The organism is Streptomyces sp., from assembly GCF_050698815.1.
Taxonomy (GTDB): Bacteria; Actinomycetota; Actinomycetes; order Streptomycetales; family Streptomycetaceae; genus Streptomyces.
Map to the genome: position 1 here is coordinate 1 of NZ_JBOHCV010000117.1, position 15,629 is coordinate 15,629.

The 15,629-nt window shown below is 69.5% G+C and carries 19 protein-coding genes and 1 pseudogene; 9 read left to right on the plus strand and 11 right to left on the minus strand.

From position 1 onward, the window contains the following. Both ACRDP3_RS04510 and ACRDP3_RS04515 read right to left on the minus strand, forming a co-directional pair. The coding region (locus tag ACRDP3_RS04510) for a hypothetical protein (protein ID WP_431515494.1) at positions 1–782 on the minus strand (782 nt) is incomplete at its 3' end. A 451-nt stretch (positions 783–1,233) separates the two neighbouring features. Then, positions 1,234–2,451, minus strand: coding sequence for a helix-turn-helix domain-containing protein (locus ACRDP3_RS04515; protein WP_431515495.1), 1,218 nt, complete (start codon positions 2,449–2,451; stop codon positions 1,234–1,236). An 824-nt stretch (positions 2,452–3,275) separates the two neighbouring features. Here ACRDP3_RS04515 and ACRDP3_RS04520 point away from each other — a divergent pair. Both ACRDP3_RS04520 and ACRDP3_RS04525 read left to right on the plus strand, forming a co-directional pair. Next, positions 3,276–4,175, plus strand: coding sequence for a radical SAM protein (locus ACRDP3_RS04520; RefSeq protein WP_431515496.1), 900 nt, complete (start codon positions 3,276–3,278; stop codon positions 4,173–4,175). A 26-nt stretch (positions 4,176–4,201) separates the two neighbouring features. After that, entirely contained in the window at positions 4,202–4,540 is a 339-nt protein-coding gene (locus ACRDP3_RS04525) for a hypothetical protein (RefSeq protein ID WP_431515497.1), read from the plus strand. 64 nt (positions 4,541–4,604) lie between these two features. Here the strand turns inward: ACRDP3_RS04525 and ACRDP3_RS04530 are convergent. The 4 genes and pseudogenes from ACRDP3_RS04530 to ACRDP3_RS04545 form a co-directional block, all read right to left on the minus strand. Further along, positions 4,605–4,942: pseudogene (locus ACRDP3_RS04530) on the minus strand (VOC family protein). 149 nt (positions 4,943–5,091) lie between these two features. After that, positions 5,092–5,388 carry a DUF397 domain-containing protein gene (locus tag ACRDP3_RS04535; protein WP_431515498.1) on the minus strand — a complete coding sequence of 99 codons (297 nt, stop codon included), beginning with the start codon at positions 5,386–5,388 and terminating at the stop codon, positions 5,092–5,094. Continuing rightward, the gene (locus tag ACRDP3_RS04540; RefSeq protein WP_431515499.1) at positions 5,385–5,900 is read right to left on the minus strand and encodes a DUF5753 domain-containing protein; all 516 of its coding nucleotides are present in this window, start codon (positions 5,898–5,900) and stop codon (positions 5,385–5,387) included. The genes ACRDP3_RS04535 and ACRDP3_RS04540 overlap by 4 nt, the downstream gene beginning before the upstream one ends. 10 nt (positions 5,901–5,910) lie before the next feature. Further along, a complete protein-coding gene (locus ACRDP3_RS04545; protein WP_431515500.1) occupies positions 5,911–6,189 on the minus strand; it encodes a helix-turn-helix domain-containing protein in 279 nt (92 codons plus the stop codon). Between the two features lie 137 nt (positions 6,190–6,326). On the opposite strand from ACRDP3_RS04545, the gene ACRDP3_RS04550 reads away from it, so the two are divergent. The 4 genes from ACRDP3_RS04550 (at position 6,327) to ACRDP3_RS04565 (ending at position 9,376) form a co-directional block, all read left to right on the plus strand. Beyond that, the gene (locus tag ACRDP3_RS04550; protein ID WP_431515501.1) at positions 6,327–6,545 is read left to right on the plus strand and encodes a hypothetical protein; all 219 of its coding nucleotides are present in this window, start codon (positions 6,327–6,329) and stop codon (positions 6,543–6,545) included. Next, entirely contained in the window at positions 6,542–6,775 is a 234-nt protein-coding gene (locus ACRDP3_RS04555; protein ID WP_431515502.1) for a hypothetical protein, read from the plus strand. The genes ACRDP3_RS04550 and ACRDP3_RS04555 overlap by 4 nt, the downstream gene beginning before the upstream one ends. A 73-nt stretch (positions 6,776–6,848) precedes the next feature. Next, a complete protein-coding gene (locus ACRDP3_RS04560; protein ID WP_431515503.1) occupies positions 6,849–8,483 on the plus strand; it encodes an FAD-binding oxidoreductase in 1,635 nt (544 codons plus the stop codon). A 77-nt stretch (positions 8,484–8,560) separates the two neighbouring features. Continuing rightward, entirely contained in the window at positions 8,561–9,376 is an 816-nt protein-coding gene (locus ACRDP3_RS04565; protein WP_431515504.1) for a thioesterase family protein, read from the plus strand. A gap of 27 nt (positions 9,377–9,403) precedes the next feature. Here the strand turns inward: ACRDP3_RS04565 and ACRDP3_RS04570 are convergent, their stop codons facing one another. Continuing rightward, a complete protein-coding gene (locus tag ACRDP3_RS04570) occupies positions 9,404–9,949 on the minus strand; it encodes a GNAT family N-acetyltransferase (protein ID WP_431515505.1) in 546 nt (181 codons plus the stop codon). A gap of 110 nt (positions 9,950–10,059) precedes the next feature. Here ACRDP3_RS04570 and ACRDP3_RS04575 point away from each other — a divergent pair, with 110 nt between their 5' ends. Next, complete coding sequence (locus tag ACRDP3_RS04575; RefSeq protein ID WP_431515506.1) at positions 10,060–10,209, plus strand: hypothetical protein; 150 nt, start codon at positions 10,060–10,062, stop codon at positions 10,207–10,209. 64 nt (positions 10,210–10,273) lie between these two features. Here ACRDP3_RS04575 and ACRDP3_RS04580 read toward each other — a convergent pair whose 3' ends face one another. The 4 genes from ACRDP3_RS04580 to ACRDP3_RS04595 form a co-directional block, all read right to left on the minus strand. Further along, positions 10,274–10,858 (minus strand): Uma2 family endonuclease, encoded by a 585-nt coding sequence (locus ACRDP3_RS04580; protein ID WP_431515507.1) that lies wholly within the window; start codon positions 10,856–10,858, stop codon positions 10,274–10,276. 94 nt (positions 10,859–10,952) lie between these two features. Beyond that, complete coding sequence (locus ACRDP3_RS04585) at positions 10,953–12,671, minus strand: PTS transporter subunit EIIC (protein ID WP_431515508.1); 1,719 nt, start codon at positions 12,669–12,671, stop codon at positions 10,953–10,955. A 63-nt stretch (positions 12,672–12,734) separates the two neighbouring features. Next, positions 12,735–13,691 (minus strand): N-acetylmuramic acid 6-phosphate etherase, encoded by a 957-nt coding sequence (gene murQ / locus ACRDP3_RS04590; RefSeq protein WP_431515509.1) that lies wholly within the window; start codon positions 13,689–13,691, stop codon positions 12,735–12,737. 151 nt (positions 13,692–13,842) lie between these two features. Next, complete coding sequence (locus ACRDP3_RS04595; protein ID WP_431515510.1) at positions 13,843–14,820, minus strand: MurR/RpiR family transcriptional regulator; 978 nt, start codon at positions 14,818–14,820, stop codon at positions 13,843–13,845. Between the two features lie 147 nt (positions 14,821–14,967). Between ACRDP3_RS04595 and ACRDP3_RS04600 the strand changes: the two genes are divergently transcribed. Next, positions 14,968–15,324: a hypothetical protein gene (locus ACRDP3_RS04600; protein WP_431515511.1), complete on the plus strand. Its 357-nt coding sequence runs from the start codon at positions 14,968–14,970 to the stop codon at positions 15,322–15,324. A gap of 7 nt (positions 15,325–15,331) precedes the next feature. Beyond that, positions 15,332–15,601, plus strand: coding sequence for a DUF4031 domain-containing protein (locus ACRDP3_RS04605; protein ID WP_431515512.1), 270 nt, complete (start codon positions 15,332–15,334; stop codon positions 15,599–15,601). The last annotated feature ends 28 nt before the right edge of the window (positions 15,602–15,629 follow it).

A 15,629-nucleotide genomic window follows, 5' to 3' on the forward strand; every position in this document is an offset into this window, starting at 1 on the left:
GCGCACAGCCCGCCGGGCAGCGCGTCCGGTTCGCCGGGGCGGTCGCAGTTGGTGCACAGCATGATCAGTTTTGGCTGCTGGGTCTCGGCGGGCTCGGGCGGCATCTTGTTCTCCAGGCGTGTCCGGACGAGAGCGGCCGGGTGCGTGATCTCGGGTGGCAGCCCGGCGGTCAGGGCGAAGGTGAAGTGCGTACGGTCCGGGGCGCGGGCGAGCCACTGGGCGGCGAGCGCTTCGAGCGCGGCGCAGTCGCGCGCCGAGAGTGTGAGGCGGGATTCGGCGCGGCCGAGGGCGGCGAGCGCGTCGTAGGCGGGCGTACGAACCGGGTGCTGTGGTCTCGGTGGCCTGCGCGGCGAGGGCACCACGGGTGCGGACTCGGCTTCTACAGCGGCCGGTTGGCGAGTGTCGGGCTCGCCGACCTCGGCGTACAGCGGCATGAGCCCGTGGCTGCGCTGGAACGCACGCCACCAGGCGTTGTCGCGGGCCCCGCGGCTGAAGAACGTACGGGTGACCCAGCGTTTGCCGCCGTCCGCAGTATCGATCTGCTCGCGGAAACGGCGCAGATGGCCCGCGTCGGCGATCCGGTTGAGGGCCGTACGGCAGGCGGCCTGGCCGTAGTCGGGCAGGTGTGCGGCGAGTGTCTTGATGTCGACGGCGGCGCCGTCGGGCAGCCCGTCGATGTACGCCGCGATGGAGGCTTCCCGCCTGGGAAGGTGCGAGAAGTCGCCGTGGCGGCGGGGAAGTTGGTCGGGTACGCAGCGCTTCCCGTAGCCCGGATTGGCCAACGGATGCGAAGGCTCGGGCGGGGCAGCGATACAGTTTGAAGCAGCCATGGGGATCGTGCCTCGATCTCTGAGGTCAGACCCCTGTTCGGTGTTCCAGCACCGGCAGGGGTTGTTTCTGTCTAGCGAACGCTAGACAGAAACAACTCGCTGTGTCAAAACGAAAGCAGGGAGTTAACTTCACCGCCGGGCCCGCTCCTTGACGAGGGTGGGCTGGTGGGGGAGAGACCAACCACCCATTCCTCAAAAGGGAGCTCGGAGCTGGACCCTCGTGTCTCGGAGCTCAAGCGCCGGGGCTCAGCCGCAGCGTGGGCCGAGGATGCAGAACTCGTTGCCTTCCCGCTTTCGGGTGTGGGTCGTGACGAGCGTGCCGTCCGCGAACGTACGGGCCGAGGCGAGAGCGAAGTCCGTGAGGTCGATGGAGGTGGCGATGAAGTAGGTCAGCCTGCGCGCGTTACCTGGCCTTGCGATGCAGGGCGCGGTAAGCCTCTCGGAGGTCTGACGCTTCCGGGAGTTGCCGAGTCTCGACGGCCTTGACAACTTCCAGCGCACGCCAGTGATTCGACGGGACGATGCGGCCGGACAGTATGGCTCGCTGTGCTGCATTGCACGCCTCGTCCAGCCGGTCACCACCGAGCAAGGCCAAGGCCAAATCGATATTCGCTGACGCGACCCGGCGCGGCCATTTCTCTACATCGTCAGCGGGGGCGAGTCGTGCGATGACTTCCCGCGCGTAGGTCTCTGCTGCGGGATCTCCGGCCCATGCGAGCGTTGTTGCGGTATAGGCCAGGGACTTACCGGGGTCGTACTGGTAATGGTGCGCGGTGCCCTTTCGTGGCACGAGCGCCATCGACATTTGCTGTACGCGCTCTATGGCCGCGTAGGTGGCGACCCTTTCCTCGAGGCGTGCTCTTGCCCTTCCCTCTTGCGCTGTTGCCTGAATGGCGACCGAACTTCCTGCCGGGGCTAGCTGCTGCGCGATCTGGGAGAGTTCCAGTGCGCGGCCATATTCGCCGTCCGTGAGAACCCGCCAAGCGTCCGTCTCATAACACCACGCCTCAATTTCGCGGTGCTCGGCGTGCTGGGCGAGGGTGGCCGCTGTTTGCAGACGGGCCGTAGCGGCGTTCTCCTGATTGAGGTCGATGTGGAGGGTAGCGCCCAAAAGCTGAAACCAACCTCCGATCACGTACAGGCGCCGCTGTTCGGCGAGGGTCATCCGGGCATCCATGAGATGCGCGATATAAGCGGAGTGTTTTCTTACGCGCTCCACCAGATCCTGTGGCGGAGACTTCGGGTACTTCATGGCTAGCTCATCGAAGGATTTCTCCAGTCGGCTCAACGTCTCCTTTCCCACGTCACTTGCCGCGACCCGTCTAGCCAGTTCGAGAGCGTCGAATTCGTCGTCACTATTGGAATCTGCAACGGCGAGCCATTCGCGGAGGGCCTGCGCGGGCGGGGCGAAAGCGTCCGGAGCCAGCAGCGCGTCGAGCTCGCTTGCCGTGACTTCCAGAGCTTTAGCAATCTTCGGCCTTTGCCAGGGCTGCGGATCATTCTTTTCGTTCTCCCAGCGCTGGACCGTAGAGCGATCTACGCCGACCGATTCTGCGAATTCCTCTTGATTGAACCCGCACGCTTTCCGGCGCTCCGCGAACCTCCGCCGCCTGCTGGTCATCGTTGCCGGTCCTCCCTCGTGCGGGTGCGTCTTCCCTGGTCAGCGTAGCCAGTGCGGCCAGGGTGCGGCAGGACTGCGGCCTTTTTGCTGTGGTGCCGGGCAACTCGCCGCGCTTCTGTGGTCCAACACCCATCAGCAGCACCGGACTCGATGGAACAAGCGGGATGGTGACCATGACGAGCCAGACCACGACGAACAGCGACGTCCGCGGGTACGAGTACTCAACCTTCGTACCGCTTGGGAGCACCTGCACCGGCTGTCAGAAGCCCATCACCCAGCTTGAGCGGTGCCGCCGGGTGGCGCTGGAAAGGCAGTCGGGCCCGCCGGTCGTCACGTATCAGCACATCGACTGTGAGGACCCGCAGGGGCTCAAGCGGGCGGCGCGTCGGTGACAGCGCCTGTGAAGCCACAGAAGAGCCGTACGTGGCCTCTGCCGGACCCCGAGCTAGTCAGGGGGGCCTCATAGACGACCCCACGGGCCGTACGCGGACTCTCCGGCCGGTTGGTGGACGCAGTACGACGGCCGGTCAGCGCTACCGGTGTCGTCTACCTGCCCGGCCGACTCACCCCCCCCGTCGCCGCTCCACTCGGACGACTGCCCCAACTGCGTTCCGCTGGAGGGCGCGTGAAGTACGTACGCCGCTTCGGCTGGTCCGTATTCGTGTTCGTAGTCGCCGTACTCGCTACAGCAATCCCCACGCTGGCCGCTACCGGCCGCCTCTGAACTCCCGCCCCTGCCGGACGTAACCGAAATCGTTCCCCCACGTATTCGGAATCTCGGCAGGGGTGGGTTACCACACACCCCGGTCGTAAGGAGACGCGCGATGAGTACTGCCGAAAACCGACTCTTATTCGCGTGGCTGGAGGTGACGGGACTCTGTAACGAGTTCTGTGATCACTGCTACGCGGACAGCGGGCCCAAGGGCACACACGGGACCATGGCCGTGCAGGATTGGCTGAACGTGATTGACCAGCTTGCAGACATGGGCACGCTGGATGTTCAGTTCATCGGAGGAGAGCCGACGCTCTACCCGAGCCTGCCCGCACTGATCAAGCACGCCCACGGGCGTGGCCTCGGTGTCGAAGTGTTCTCGAACATGACCCACATCCGCGAACCCCTGTGGGGCGCATTCACGGAATACGGCGTCAAGCTCGCCACGTCGTACTACTCGGACACTGCCGAGGAACACGACCAGTTGACGCAACTCCGAGGGTCACACAAGAAGACTCGCGCCAACGTCCAAAAGGCGCTGGCACTCGATATCCCGCTGCGGGGTGGAGTCGTCGCCGTGCGGGACGGCCAGCGCGTGCAGGAAGCGGCGCAGGACCTTACGGGGCTCGGTGTCGGAACGGTCGGCGGAGACCGTACGCGCGCATTCGGGCGGGCGAGCAAGGGGGCCGCACCAACCATCGCTGATCTGTGCGGGCACTGCGCACACGAGAAATGCGCCATCGGCCCGACCGGCGACGTATGGCCGTGCGTCCTGGGTCGATTCCTCACCATCGGCAACGTGCGGGAAAAGCCGATCTCCGAAATCTGGGGCGGCGCGCAGATGGCCAATGCCACGGCCGAGATCACGGCGGTGCACGGTGAAGGTGTTCAGTCGTGCACGCCCCCGCAATTCCTCCCCATGTGTGGACCGTGCGGGCCGTGCGTTCCCTCGGTCGGGCACTGCGACCCCAAGGAGGCGGGTAGCGCGGCTACGATCGCCGCACCTGCCTAATCCGCTGATCACAAGGGAGCGCACACATGGACGATCACGGGGACGACTTCGGCCCGTGGGGGTGGGAGACCGAGGGCAGCGCCATTCGGCGGACCGAGGACGGATGGCTCACCATCGCTCGGTACGTCCGGCACGCAGCCAACAAGCTTGGGCCGGAACTCCCGCTGTGCCTCCCTGGTGAACCGCAGGAATGCGGGCGGACGGCTCAACAGCACGTGATCGCTTGGGCTGCTCACCTCAAGGCCGTGTCCCATCACCTCATCGAACAGGCCACCCCCAGCGAGGCCAGGGGCGCGCACGCCATCGGCCCGTTGTATCAGCGCCGTCTCGCTGAATTGCGCGCGTCCACTTCCGCACCGCACTGACCGGCCACGTACCCTACCGGCCCCGTCCGTGACTCCACCCCCGAGGAGCGCGGGCGGGGCATTTCTATGCGCTGACCAGGGCCGATCCGTAGAATTGGTAGTCCGGCGTGTTCGGGTCCGCGAGGGTCATCCAGGGCTCGTCGCTGCGCTGCCCCACGTCGGCGTGCCGGGCGACGTGAGCCAGGAACCGGGCCACCTCTGCCTCTTGGTCGTCGGGGCGGAAGTCGAGGTGCAGGCGGTTCTTGACGACTTTCCGGTCCGGGACCGGCGCGAAGATCAACCCCTAAGGCGGTCGGGGGCGGGGCGGATCTCGTACTCCTCGCCGGAGTCGTTGAGCACGACCCAGCCCAGCATCTCGGCCCACCGGCTTCTCAGCGCGACCGGGTCCGCCGAATCGACCATTACCTGTTCCTACTCCGCGCCATGGTGGGCGTCACCGCTTTCGGTTGTAGGTCGTGACGAGTGTGCCGTTCGCGAACGTACGGGCCGAGGCGAGAGCGAAGTCCGTGAGGTCGATGGAGGTGGCCATGAAGTAGGTGAGCGTGCGCACGCTACCTGGCTTTTGCGATGAAGGGCGTCCACGCGGGGGCGGGGAAGGTGAGCTGCGGGCCGTGCGGGTCCTTGGAGTCGCGTACGTGGACGGCGGAAGGACAGGTCGCGACCTCGACACAGGCGCTGCCTTCGCTGTCGCTGTGGCTCGACTTGTGCCAGGACAGGGCCACTTCGACGCAGGCGCTCCCCTCGGTGTCGCTGTAGCTCGACTTGTGCCAGGACAGGGCGACTTCGACGCAGTTGCTGCCCTCGGTGTCGCTGTAGCTCGACTTGAACCAGTCCAGTTCCTGACTCATAGCTCCTCCGCAACCCTGCTGATGAACCGGGCCGACTCGTCAGGGGTGAGAGCCAGCGTTCGGATCATGCCATGGCGTTGTCGAGCCGCGCTGATGTCCCGCAGATCCGAGGTGAGATAGCTGACGGACTGACCTTCCGCGAGTGCGATCAGCTCATGCTCACGGGTTTCGAGTAGCACTGTCGGCCCGTTGAGGCCGGGGTGGGCTCCCACAGCGAAGGGCAGCACTTGAAGCGATACGTGACGCAGCTCTGAGAGATGCACCAAGTGGCGCAGCTGGGCGTGGTGGGCGGAGGTACCGCCCACCGGGCAACGCAGTGCGGCTTCGTAGAGCACGAAACTGCACTCCACCGGCGGCTTTCGATGGAGCAGAGACTGCCGCTCCAGCCGTGCTGTGACGCGATTCTCGATCACCTCGTCGTCCAGCGGCGGTCGATGCGCGCTGAGCAAGGCACGTGCTGTTGCTTCGGATTGCAGCAAGCCGGGAATCAGGAGGGGCTCGTACCACCACAAGCTGATCGCCTCAGCTTCGTGGGCGAAGAAGTCCTGCGATCGGGCCGGGAACTTCTCGCGCTCCAGGTACTGCTTCGCCGCCCAGCAGCCCGTTGGCGTGGAACAACTCATCGGCGGTGTCGAGTAGTTTGGGCGTCGGCATGCGGACGCCCTGTTCCATCGACTTGACCGTGTCAGCCGCGTATCCGGCGGTCTCGCCCAGCGTCTCGCGGGAGACGCTGGCCAGCGTGCGCCAGAGCTTGACCTGGTTGCCGCAGTACCGCCAGGCGGCCGGCGGTTGCCCGTTCACGTGTGGCATGGCAGATGACGCCCCCAACTCACATGGTGGACGGGTGTGATACCGGCTTTCTCCCCGGCCGGGACGCCACCGTCCGTATCGCTCCCGTCACTTCGTGACCATAGTCACAGAGGGCGACGGTGTGTGCCATGACCAGTGAGATTCCACCGTTCGGTGCGTTCGCCGTCGACACCCGCTCCGGCCGCGTCGGGCGGGTCATGGGGGCCGAAGGGCCGTACGTACAGCTGAGGCCGCTCGCCGGTGGCAAGGAGTGGGACGTGCCGCCCGAACATCTGCGGGTCGCGCTGGTGATGGAGGAGCTGAGCGCGCGGGTGGCCGAGCTCAACCGGCAGAGCAGGATGCCGTGAGCGCGCGGAGCGTGATCCGGTACGAGCAGTGGACCCTGTCGCCGGACCGCGAGCCCGACGCCGAGCCGGTGACGTTCTCGATGGAGTGCGCGGTGTGCGGGCAGCGGTCGCACGCGAGCGTGGATTTCGGTGACGTACAGGACTGGACGCTGCGGCACGCGGGGCGGCGCCCCACGCATCACACGTACAGGGAGATCGTCCAACGGCCGTGGCGTGCCTGGCGCGGGTGACCCGCCCTCCATGGTCTGCCGGCCTACTGCCCGGTACGGTCAGCAGGCCGGCAGCCACGAGAGGGGCGTACCCATGACTGCGAAAGAGACGTCGCCCGCACATCGCACCCGTTCCTGGTGGGGCTGGGGCTGGGAAACGGAGGCCCTGACCGACGCCCAATGCGCCGCCCTTGGCGCTCAGTTGCCCGGGCTGCCGTCCCAACCGCTGCCGGTACCGGCCCTCGACGGCGTGGATCTTCCGCGTCCCCGCATCTCGCCGCCCGGCACGCTCGCCCACCGCGTCTCCGCCGCACCGCGCGACCGCGCCGGGCACACCTATGGCAAGGCGTACCGGGATGTGATGCGCGCGCTGTGCGGGGATCTGGCAGCGGCGCCCGACGCCGTCGCCTTCCCCCGCTCCGAGAGCGAGATCGTCGACGTCCTCGACTGGGCGTCCGCCCACAACGTCGCCGTCATCCCGTACGGCGCGGGCAGCTCGGTGGTCGGCGGCACCGAGTACCGGGAGGGGGACGGCGCCGGAGGCCATGCCGGGGTGCTGTCACTGGACCTTTCGGCGATGGACCGGGTCCTGGAGGTCGATCCGGTCAGCCGGGCCGCCCGCATCCAGGCCGGTGCCCTGGGACCGGTACTGGAGGACCAGTTGCGCCCGCACGGCTACACGCTGCGCCACTTCCCGCAGAGCTTCGAGTTCTCCACCCTCGGCGGCTGGCTGGCCACCCGGGCCGGCGGCCACTACGCCACGCTCCACACGCACATCGACGACTTCGTCGAGTCGCTGCGGGTGGTCACCCCCGCCGGGACGGGGGAGTCGTGGCGGCTGCCGGGCTCCGGGGCGGGGCCCGCGCCCGACCGGCTCTTCCTCGGCTCGGAGGGCACTCTCGGCGTCATCACCGAGGCATGGATGCGCCTGCAGGACCGCCCCGTACACAAGGCATCCACGTCTCTGGCGTTCACCGACGTCGGCGCCGCCATGGAGGCGGTCCGCGCCATCTCCCAGGCCGGACTCCATCCGGCCAACTGCCGCCTCCTCGACCCCGGCGAGGCGGCCCTGGCCGGGGCGGCACACAACGGCGAGAGCATCCTCGTCGTGGGTGTGGAATCGGCTCACCATCCGGTGGAGAGCCGCCTCGCGGAGCTGATCGAAATCGGCCGTGACCACGGCGGTGTTTCCAACGGCCCTCGTACCCGCGACGGACAGGGGCAGGACGGCCAGGACACCGCTGTCGGTGCGTGGCGGCAGGCGTTCCTGCGGATGCCGTACCAGCGCGACGCGATGGCCCGGATGAGCGCGATCACCGAGACCTTCGAGACCGCCTGTACCTGGGACCGTGCCGCCGACCTCTACCATGCGGTGCGCGACGAGCTCGGTGCGGCCGTCGAGGAGATCACCGGCGCGCCGGGGCTGATCAACTGCCGCTTCACGCACGTCTATCCGGACGGTCCGGCCCCGTACTTCACCGTGATCGCCGCCGCGCGCCGCGGGCAGGAGATCGCGATGTGGGACGAGATCAAGGCCGCCGCCATGGACATCCTCGGCAACCATCGGGCCACCGTCACCCATCACCATGCCGTCGGCAGGGACCACCGCCCGGGTTACGACCGGCAGCGCCCGGAGATCTTCGCCCTCGCCCTGCGGGCCGCCAAGTCCGCCCTCGACCCGCGCGGCGTCCTCAACCCCGGCGTCCTCATCGACCCGGACTACCGATAGGTAACCTATCCTGCTGCGAACAGCCGGACGGCGGCGAGCCGTTCCGGGCAGATGGCTTCAGCGGGAGGGTTTCCACCATGGCCGTACCGACCGACTTGCCGGAAGCCTTCTTCGAGCCGCTGGGCGGGAACCGGTTCGCGCCGACGCCCGGTACCCGGGGGCCCTGGGACGCCGACTCGCAGCACGCCGGGCCGCCGGCTGCGCTGCTCGGCCATGTGATGGAGCGCCGCGAAGGCGCCCGCCAGGACATGCGGCTGGCGCGGATCACGTACGAGATTCTGCGCCCGGTGCCGATCCAGCCGCTGGCGGTGGACGTCACCGTCATGCGGGCGGGCCGCAGCGTGGAGCTGCTGGAGGCGTCCCTGAGCCCGCAGGGCGGGGAGCCGGGGGCGCCGGTGATGCGGGCGCGGGCGCTGCGCATCCGGACGGCGCCCGAGTCGGTGCCCGCCGTGAGCCAGGGCCCGCTGGTGCCGGGGCCGGAGGAGTCCGGGCCGCAGCCGTTCTTCCCCGTCCCGTGGGACGTCGGCTACCACACCGCGATGGAATGCCGGTTCGCGGCGGGCGCGTTCACCGAGAACGGCCCGGCGACCTGCTGGATGCGCCCGCGGATACCGCTCGTCGCGGGTGAGAAGACCGCGCCGCTGGAGAGGGTCCTGCTCGCAGCCGACTCCGGCAACGGGGTGAGCAACGTGCTCGACTTCCAGGCCCATCTCTTCGTCAACCCCGACCTGACCGTCCACCTGCACCGGCACCCGGTCGGGGAGTGGGTGTGCGTGGACGCCCGTACGAGCGTGGACGCGGCAGGCATCGGACTCGCGGACACGGCGCTGCACGACGAGGACGGGCCGATCGGCCGGAGCGTGCAGAGCCTGTACGTGGCCAACCGCAGCTGATCCGCCGCCCGGCGGCCCTGCGGCTCCTCAGAGCGGAGTGAGCACCATGAGGACTTCGTCGCGTGTGTCTCCGCCATCGAGCCGGAGGGCATCGGGCCAGCGGCCGATCTCACGCCAGCCGAGCCGGGAGTAGAACCCTTCCAGTCCTGCGCCTCCCCGGGCCGCGAGATGCAGTTGTTCGAGCCGCATCTCGTCGCGGGCGAACACCCGGAGCGCCCGCATGAGCCTGGACCCGATGCCGAGCCCGCGAAAGGCGGTGTGGGTCTGGAGGTGCTTGACCGTGCCCCAGTGCGAGATGAGCCGGTCGGGGTCGCGGTCGAGGACTACCCAGCCGGCGAGAGCGTCGCCCGACAGGGCGAGCAGCAGACGCCTCCGTTCCGGGTCGAGTTGACCGATGAGCTTGTCCGCGAACGGGGCGAGGTGGGCACCGTCGACCGGCGGGAACGGGAACCCGGCGGCCCCGCCGGCGTTGGTGACGGCGACCCAGCACTCGATCAACTCGCGCCGCAGGTCTGGTGTGACGTCCTGCGGGTCGGTTATCTGTACGACGTCGTGAGGGTTCTCGTGGGCCATGGGCACGAGAGTGCCAGAGAGGTCTGACACCAGGTGTTCACGGCCTCCGGCAGTACTGGGTGGTTTCGCGTGTCCCAAGACGCCAGTCAACGGATCACCTTGAATCGCAGGTGAGTGGCGTTCGGAGTGGAGACCACCTTGGTGCGCTGGAGCTGGAGCCGGCCGCCAAGGTGCTCGAACAGCCGGGTGCCGCTGCCGAGCAGGACCGCGACCGGATGAACCTGCTCCTGTCGCTGGCTTCGGGGGATCTCCCACTGTGACGGACGGGGAGGATGACCGCCCTGGATTCTTCCGCGGACCCCGCGGACCCCGCGGGGTCCGCGGTCAGGACCTGGGGCCCTGCACCTCGGTCAGGTCGATGTCGAGCGGGAACGGCACGGTCAGCTTCAGCTGGTCGCGGAAGGTGCCCATCGGGGTGTACGTGCCCGTGGCGGGCTCCAGTTCGAAGACGTAGACGACGGCGCGGCCACCGTCGTTCTCCACCCGCCAGTAGTGGCGGATGCCTGCGGCCGCGTACTTGCGGTGCTTGGTGTCGCGGTCGCGGTCGACGGAGTCCGGTGAGACGACCTCGGCGGCCAGCAGCACGTCCTCCGGCTGGAAGGAGGTCTGCCCCATGGCGGTGACGGCCTCTGCTCGTACGAGCATGACGTCCGGTTCGGGGCGGTTGCGACGGCCGAGCGTGACGGTCATCTCCCGGATGACCGCAACGTCCGGTGGGGCGCAGCGGACGAGGTGCCGTTGCAGCACGTTGATCGCGCACATGTGGAAATAGGCTTGCGGACTCACGAAAACGAGGCTCCCGTTGATCAGCTCCGTGTGCGGAGGCAGATTCGGCAGCCGGTCCAGGTCGTCGGCCGTGTATCCGCCCACAGGGGGGCGCGGCCACTCGTGCTCGGGCTCGACACTCATCACTGCTCCCATGAGCCGGATCCTCGCCGACGGGCCCAGCTTACTCGGGGCGTATCTGCCGGTCCTCATCCGAACGGGTGAGCCGCCGCCCGCCTCAGACGCCGGCCGGCTGCTTCGGCTCGCCCTCGGGTTCGTCGTCACCGTCGTTGTCGCCCTTGACTTCGCCCTTGACCTTGACCTTGCCCTCGCTCTGGCCGGCGGCGGACGGAGGCGTGTGGCCGGCGACCACCAGGCTCTCGGCGGGGCGCTTCTCCGCGGCCGGCTCGGCGTTCAGCTCGGTCAGCATCTGCTTGGTGAAGCCGAAGAAGTACGTCGCCAGGAAGCCCGCCACGTAACCGGCCGCCAGGCCGGCCGCGTAGATGAGCGCGATGGCACCCAGCCCGTGGTTGCCCTTGAGCAGCGGGAAGAGCGCCCAGCCCGAGGGGCCGATGGCGGTGGAGCCGACGGACGTGCCGAGCTGGTAGCAGAGGCCGACCACGCCGCCGCCGAAGGCGCCGCCCACGCAGGCGGTGATGAAGGGGCGGCCCAGCGGGAGGGAGACGCCGTAGATCAGCGGCTCGCCGACGCCCAGGAAGCCCGCGGGGAGCGCGGACTTGACGGTTTTCCGGATCGAGGAGTTGCGGCGCAGCCTGACGTAGACGGCGACGGCCGCGCCGACCTGGCCGGCGCCCGCCATGGCGAGGACGGGCAGCAGCACCGTGAAGCCGTCCTGCTCGATGAGGGTGGTGTGGATCGGGATCAGCGCCTGGTGCAGGCCGAGCATCACCAGCGGCAGGAAGAGGCCGCCGAGCACGAAGCCGGCGCCCGCTCCGCCGTGCAGGAGCAGCCAGTTGGCGAAGTGGCCGATGCCGGTGGACAGCAGGCCGCACACGTACATCAGGCCGAAGAGGGTGACCAGGCCGGAGACGAGGACGGTGAGGGTCGGAGTGACCAGGACGTCGACCGCCACCGGCACCCACCGTCGGCACCACTTCTCCACGTACACCGCGAGCAGCGCCGCGAAGAGCGCGCCCAGCACGCCGCCCTGGCCCGGGGCGAGCTTCTCCCCGAAGGCGGAGACGTCGGAGACGCCCGCGAAGACGATGACACTCGCCGCCGCGCCGCCGAGCACGGGTGTGCCGCCGAACTCCTTTGCGGTGTTGAGGCCCACGAAGACCGCGATCAGCGACATGAAGCCGGTGGAGATCGCCGTCAGCGCCGGCACGATGCCGGCGGCCCAGCGGGCGTCGCCGCTGCTGACCAGGTTCGTCAGCAGGCCGTTGAGGCCCGCGACGATGCCGCAGCCGATGAGGGCGGGGATGAGCGGAACGAAGATGTTCGCGACGCGGCGCAGCATCAGCTTCACCGGCGTGGCGTTGCGCTGCCCGCGCGCGGCGCGGATCGAGGCACCCTCGGCCGCCAGCTCCGCGGCCGTGGTGGCCGCCGGAGCCGGTACGGGGTCCGGGTCCGGGGCAGAGTCAGGGGCCGCATCCGAGCCCAGGACCGAGCCCGCTCCCGCTCCCGCGCCCGGACGCGGCGACGGGTCGCCGGCTCCTGTGCCCCCCTCGACCAAGGCCGCGTCGACCAGGGCCGCGAACTCGGGGGTGACCCGCGCGACCTTCCCCGGTCCGAGCACGAGCTGGAAGTGGGTGTCGTCCTCGACCACACCCAGCACCTCGGACAGCGCCCGCAGCGCCGCGTCCTGTACGAGGGACCGGTCGGCCAGGACGAGCCGCAGCCGGGTCATGCACTGGGAGACGGAGGTGACGTTCCGTGCGCCGCCGACGAGGGCGAGCATCGTCTCGGCGAGCCGGCGGTTCTTGTCTGCGCTCATGTGCGGGTCGCTCTCTGGGGGTCCGGGGTGGCCCGGAGCCGGAAAACCTGCCGCTTGTCAGTCTCAGCTGTTTTCGGTGGCGGCGCGGAGCGCGGCACGCAGGTGACCGTTCGCCGCGTCCAGCAACCGCACGGCGGTACGGCCGTCGACCCCCGCCAGGACGATGAGAATGGCGGTCTTCACCTCATCGTCCGCTTGGGTGAGTGCGGCCTCGATGGTCTCGTCCCCGGCGCCCGTCGCGAGGGAGACGATCCGGCGCGAGCGGGCCCGCAGCTTCTCGTTGGAGGCGCGGAGGTCGACCATCAGGTTCCCGTAGGTCTTTCCCAGACGGATCATGGTGATCGTCGACAGCATGTTGAGCACCAGCTTCTGCGCCGTGCCCGCCTTGAGGCGGGTGGAGCCGGTGAGCAGTTCCGGTCCGACGACGATCTCGAGCCCGTGGTCGGCCGCGGCGGCGAGTGGCGAGTTCGCGTTGCAGGACAGGCCGATGGTGAGCGCCCCGTAGGCGTCGCGGGCGTGCTCCACGGCGCCGACCGCGTACGGGGTGCGGCCCGAGGCGGAGATCCCGACGACCGTGTCCGCCGCGGTCAGATGGAGTTCGTCCAGGTCGGCGGCGGCCAGTTCCTTGCTGTCCTCGGCGCCCTCGACGGAGGTGATCAGCGCGCCCGGGCCGCCCGCGATGAGGCCGACGACGGCGGTGGGGTCGGTGTTGAAGGTGGGCGGGCACTCGCTGGCGTCCAGCACACCCATCCGCCCGGCGGTACCCGCACCCGCGTAGACGAGGCGGCCGCCGCGCGCCATCCGCTCGGCGGTGGCGTCGATGGCGGTGGCGATCCGCGGCAGCTGCGCGGCGACGGCGGACGGGACGGTGGCGTCCTCGCCCTGCATGATCCTGGCGATCTCGAGGGTGGGCAGCTGGTCGATGTCGGACAGTTCGCTTCGGAACGCCTCGGTGGTCAGCGACTCCAGCTGCGTGCGCAGGTCGCTGTAGGAGGAGGGCGTGTCGGCCGTGGAGGTCATGGGAGAGGAGCGGCTCTTTCTGACGGGCGCGGTACGGCTGCGACTTGACGGTACGTCGGTGTTGTCGGTGGTGTCGGCATTGTCCGGCCGGGGTCGGCGGCTGTGTCGGCGGGCGGCCGTGTCGGCGCGCCCCGTGCGGACGCCGCCCGTATCAGCGCGGGCGCGGTGAGTGCCGGTGGGCCAGCGCCTCGTAGGAGGCGGCGAGCGCGGGTGCGGCGCTCTCGTACCTACGCTGCGCCACGCCGATGAACAAACAGTCGACGACCAGCAGCTGGCTCGTTCGGCTCGACATCGCCGCCGGCCGCAGTTCGCTCTCGCGCGCGGTGGACGTCGTCAGTACGTGGTCGGCGTACTGCGCGACCTCGCCGTCCGGGCGTCCGGTGATGGCGATGGTGGTGGCGCCGTGGTCGAAGGCGACCCGGAGCGGCTCGATGACGTCGACCGTACGGCCCGAGTGGGTGATGGCTATCGCCACGTCGCCGGCGCGCAGCTGCACGGCGTTGGTGACCGCGAGGTGCGGGTCGGCGTGCGCGTGGGCGATCATGCCGATGCGGAGCAGCTTCTGCGCGAGGTCCAGGCTGACCAGGGCGGAGGCGCCGACCCCGTACACATCGACGCGCCGGGCGGCGGCGAGGGCGTTGACGGCCGCCTCCACCTGGACGGTGTCCAGACCGGCGGCGGTGTCGGCGAGCGTCTGCCGCTCGTCGTGCGCGAGCTTGGCGACGACGTCGGCGATCGGGTCGTCGACGGCGATGTCGGCGGTGACGGCGGGCGCGGCGCCGGACTCCTGCTGGGCGGCGAGACCGGCGAGGGCCAGCCGCAGGTCGCGGTAGCCGGGGAAGCCGAGCATGCGGGAGGTCCGTACGACCGTGGCCTCGCTCGTGCCGGTGCGCTCGGCGAGGCCGGTCACGGTCAACTGGGCGCAGCCGGCGGGATCACCCGCGACGGTCTCGGCGACGCGCTGCATGGAGCGCGTCATCGACGGAGCCATCGTGCGTACCTTGGCGGCGAGGGCGCCCGGTGCGGGCGGGCCGGGGTGCGGGGCGGCGGGCGGGGCGACGGCGCCACTGGGGGATCTGCCGTGCGGGCGGCCGCCCCTGGCGAAACTTTCCTTCAGGTATGTCGTCACGGACGGAAGATATTTTCGGCCCGGGGCCTCCGTCAAGCCTTTCGACCGGCCCAAGAAATCCGTGGCCGGTACGGCGTCGGCCCGCCGTGGTCCCGGCGTCGGCGCCGACGGCCGCGGTCGGCTGCGGAACTTTGGTCCAATGGAGGTATGGACACGCTTGAGCAGACACTTCACGCGGCGCGGGCGCTCGTGCTCGCCGACCTCGAGGCGGGCAAGGTCGCCGACGCGGACGTGGTCTCGCTCGTCGAGGAGGCGGTCTCCCACCGCAGGTGGTGGGTCGAGCAGTGGCCCGAGGGCATCGTCTTCGTGCACGGCCTGGTAGCCCAGGACGTGCAGGACGCGCTGCTCGACAGGTACGGGCGGTGGCCGCTGTGCCCGGTGTGCGTCGGGCCCGAGCCGCACGCGCTGGATGTGGAACCGGAACTGGGCGAGGACCCGCACTGGGTCTGCTCGAAGACGTCGACGACGGTGGCGCGAGTGGGGGCGCTGCACCAGTGGCTGTGAGCCGCGGGTGACCGTCTATATCGACCCGCCCACCTGGCCGGGCCACGGACGCATGTGGTCACACCTGGTCAGCGACGTCTCCTACGACGAGCTGCACAGCGTCGCCGCCGCCATCGGCTGCCCGCGCCGTGCCTTCGACCGTGACCACTACGACGTACCGAGCGCGCGTTACGCCGCCGCCGTGCGGGCGGGAGCGGTGGAGGTCGGCAGCAAGGAGCTGCTGCGCCGGCTCACGGCCGCGGGTCTGCGTCGCGCGAAGCGTCGCGGCCCGCGATGACGCCGGCCGCGGGCGGCCCACCGGACAC

Coding starts and splice junctions, on each gene's coding strand:
- ACRDP3_RS04515 (WP_431515495.1), bottom strand. CDS start 2,451: ATGACCAGCAGGCGGCGGAGGTTCGCGGAGCGCCGGAAAGCGTGCGGG.
- ACRDP3_RS04520 (WP_431515496.1), top strand. CDS start 3,276: ATGAGTACTGCCGAAAACCGACTCTTATTCGCGTGGCTGGAGGTGACG.
- ACRDP3_RS04525 (WP_431515497.1), top strand. CDS start 4,202: ATGGACGATCACGGGGACGACTTCGGCCCGTGGGGGTGGGAGACCGAG.
- ACRDP3_RS04535 (WP_431515498.1), bottom strand. CDS start 5,388: ATGAGTCAGGAACTGGACTGGTTCAAGTCGAGCTACAGCGACACCGAG.
- ACRDP3_RS04550 (WP_431515501.1), top strand. CDS start 6,327: ATGACCAGTGAGATTCCACCGTTCGGTGCGTTCGCCGTCGACACCCGC.
- ACRDP3_RS04560 (WP_431515503.1), top strand. CDS start 6,849: ATGACTGCGAAAGAGACGTCGCCCGCACATCGCACCCGTTCCTGGTGG.
- ACRDP3_RS04565 (WP_431515504.1), top strand. CDS start 8,561: ATGGCCGTACCGACCGACTTGCCGGAAGCCTTCTTCGAGCCGCTGGGC.
- ACRDP3_RS04570 (WP_431515505.1), bottom strand. CDS start 9,949: ATGGCCCACGAGAACCCTCACGACGTCGTACAGATAACCGACCCGCAG.
- ACRDP3_RS04580 (WP_431515507.1), bottom strand. CDS start 10,858: ATGAGTGTCGAGCCCGAGCACGAGTGGCCGCGCCCCCCTGTGGGCGGA.
- ACRDP3_RS04585 (WP_431515508.1), bottom strand. CDS start 12,671: ATGAGCGCAGACAAGAACCGCCGGCTCGCCGAGACGATGCTCGCCCTC.
- murQ (WP_431515509.1), bottom strand. CDS start 13,691: ATGACCTCCACGGCCGACACGCCCTCCTCCTACAGCGACCTGCGCACG.
- ACRDP3_RS04600 (WP_431515511.1), top strand. CDS start 14,968: ATGGACACGCTTGAGCAGACACTTCACGCGGCGCGGGCGCTCGTGCTC.